At 37.7% G+C, this 2256-nt stretch carries 3 protein-coding genes; all 3 read right to left on the bottom strand.

The annotated features are described in order from the left end of the window. Window positions 1-118 precede the first annotated feature (118 nt). From H7U04_RS11235 to truA, 3 genes are read right to left on the bottom strand one after another with little or no spacing between them, the layout of a single operon-like run. Window positions 119-592 (bottom strand): ECF transporter S component, encoded by a 474-nt coding sequence (locus H7U04_RS11235; protein WP_022496745.1) that lies wholly within the window; start codon window positions 590-592, stop codon window positions 119-121. After that, window positions 582-1343: a bifunctional hydroxymethylpyrimidine kinase/phosphomethylpyrimidine kinase gene (locus H7U04_RS11230; RefSeq protein WP_022496746.1), complete on the bottom strand. Its 762-nt coding sequence runs from the start codon at window positions 1341-1343 to the stop codon at window positions 582-584. The genes H7U04_RS11235 and H7U04_RS11230 overlap by 11 nt, the downstream gene beginning before the upstream one ends. Next, a complete protein-coding gene (gene truA, locus H7U04_RS11225; protein ID WP_110981232.1) occupies window positions 1336-2082 on the bottom strand; it encodes a tRNA pseudouridine(38-40) synthase TruA in 747 nt (248 codons plus the stop codon). The genes H7U04_RS11230 and truA overlap by 8 nt, the downstream gene beginning before the upstream one ends. Between the last annotated feature and the right edge of the window lie 174 nt (window positions 2083-2256).

Below are 2256 nucleotides of genomic sequence, written 5' to 3'. Positions count from 1 at the left end.
CTTGTCAATAACTTTTTTAAAGTTTTGGAACCTTTTCAAGTTTGTGGCAAGTCTGTTAAGACAACTTTTATATCTTAACACTCAATTTAGTTATTGTCAATAGGGTTTAGTAAAGCTATTAATCTTTTTTAGATTGAACCTTTTTGAATCCTTGATACAATACCCATCCAACGACTAGGCCGAGAGCGTTTTGGCAGAAATTAGGAATCACTTCTGCGATTGAAGCTCCTGTTCCATACATAAATACTGAAGCAAGTGCATAGCCACCCACCATCACAATTGTAGCAATCAGAAGACCTAGGATACGATAGTTACCCTTAAATCCAGCAAAATAACCTTGTGCACCATGGATTAACAAACTGATAAACATCCATTGCGGAGCAGATGATAGCAAATCTATCAAAAATGCAGATAGTCCTCCCACAATTGCCCCTTCTTTCTTGCCAAGATAGAAGGCTGTGAAGTAGATTCCTGCATCTACCAAAGTTAAAAGCCCTGTTGGAGTCGGAATTTTAGCTACGAATCCAAAGGTCACTGATAAAGCCGTTAAGATAGCTAATAATGTTAGCTCTTTTGTTTTCTTATTTTGCATATTGAACTACTCCAAATTCATTTGACTGTTTAATTGATTCATAAACAAAGGCTTTAGCATTTGCTACAGCTTCAGTTTCTGAACATCCTTTAACTAATTCACTAGCTATACTTGAAGCAAATGTACATCCTGCACCTGTATTGTTTTTGTCTAGCACAGCTTCTTCAAACAATTTGTAATCTGTTCCATCATAAAAGACATCTATCGCTTTATTACCATCCAAGCGGTTTCCACCTTTAACAACGACAGTCTTAGCACCTAATTCATTGAGATAGCTAGCCGCATGCTTCATATCATCAAGAGTCTTAACCTTTCTATCTATAAGCAGTTCGACTTCAGGTAAGTTCGGAGTGATAACCGTGATATAAGGGAAAAATTTAACCAATTCATCACGTAGTTGAGAAACTTCAACGTCATGAGTCTCCTTACATACTAAAACAGGATCCAAGACAATTGGAATATCAGAATGTTTTTTAACAAAATCCAACGTTAATTCTGCGATCTCAACGTTAGGCAACAAACCAATTTTAATTGCTGAGAATGGGACATCTTTTAGTGAGTCAAGTTGTTGTTTAAAAACATTAGTATCAACCGGAATGACCTCAAAACCATTCTCAGTCATAGCTGTCAAACAGGTAAGAGCCACAAATCCATGCTGTTTATTAGTGGTAAACGTCGCTAAATCTGCATGAAGTCCGCCACCACTAAAAATATCATTCCCTGAAATCGCTAAAATCAATTCATCACTCATATCTTATCTCCTTCAAATATAATCCATTTCCTGCTGCTGTTGGTCCTGCGAGATTACGATCACGACTTTCCAACACTGTCTTAACTTGCGAAACAGGCATGCGACCATTGCCAATCTTCAACAAGGTACCGACCATATTTCTAACTTGCTTATAGAGAAAACCATTGCCAGAAAAAGTAAAGATATAAAATCCAGTTTTCTCATCGATAGATACACTAGCTTGTGTAATTGTGCGTACTTTATTTTCTACAGAAGTTCCCGAAGCTGTGAAGCCTGTAAAATCATGTGTGCCGACCAAATCCTTAGCAGCCTCCTGCATAGGTGCTAAACTTAGAGGGTAGGGATAGTGGGTCGCATAATTACGCATCATAGGGTTCTTAGGTCGCCCTGCATCTACTAAGAACTCATAAGTTTTACTGTGTTTATTGTATCGTGCATGAAATTCTTCTGATACAAGTTCAATACTAACAACATCAATATCATCTGGACATTGCGTATCTAAACCAAAACGTAACTTCTCTGGATCTCGCTCTTGGGGCAAATCGAAGTGTATAACTTGTCCATAGGCATGAACACCTGCATCTGTACGACCCGCTCCATGAACGGTGACAGGTGTTCCGCTATTTAACCGTAAAAGAGTCTTTTCAAGCTCTTCTTGAATCGAACGTGCAATTGGTTGTCTTTGAAAACCTGAGAAAAGTGTACCATCATAGGAAATTGTCGCTTTGTATCTAACCATAAAATTATCATATCAGATTTTTTCAAGGATAAAAAGTAGGTCGATTGCCAAGTGACCCCAGACAATTTTTCGACATAAGTCAAAACCACCCGTGAGAATGATATGATACCTCTTAAGTAGACAAGGTAAATACCTAAAATCTACTTAAGAGGTATTTTTATGTCTAGAAGAGAA

The organism is Streptococcus sp. 22.1 (assembly GCF_016648645.1).
In the GTDB taxonomy this organism is placed as follows: domain Bacteria; phylum Bacillota; class Bacilli; order Lactobacillales; family Streptococcaceae; genus Streptococcus.
Note: the sequence above shows the minus strand (reverse complement) of the source record. Positions and strands in the feature narration are given on the sequence as shown.

Excerpts from the sequence above, each read along its gene's own strand:
- truA (WP_110981232.1), bottom strand. The coding sequence starts at position 2,082 with ATGGTTAGATACAAAGCGACAATTTCCTATGATGGTACACTTTTCTCA.
- H7U04_RS11230 (WP_022496746.1), bottom strand. The coding sequence starts at position 1,343 with ATGAGTGATGAATTGATTTTAGCGATTTCAGGGAATGATATTTTTAGT.
- H7U04_RS11235 (WP_022496745.1), bottom strand. The coding sequence starts at position 592 with ATGCAAAATAAGAAAACAAAAGAGCTAACATTATTAGCTATCTTAACG.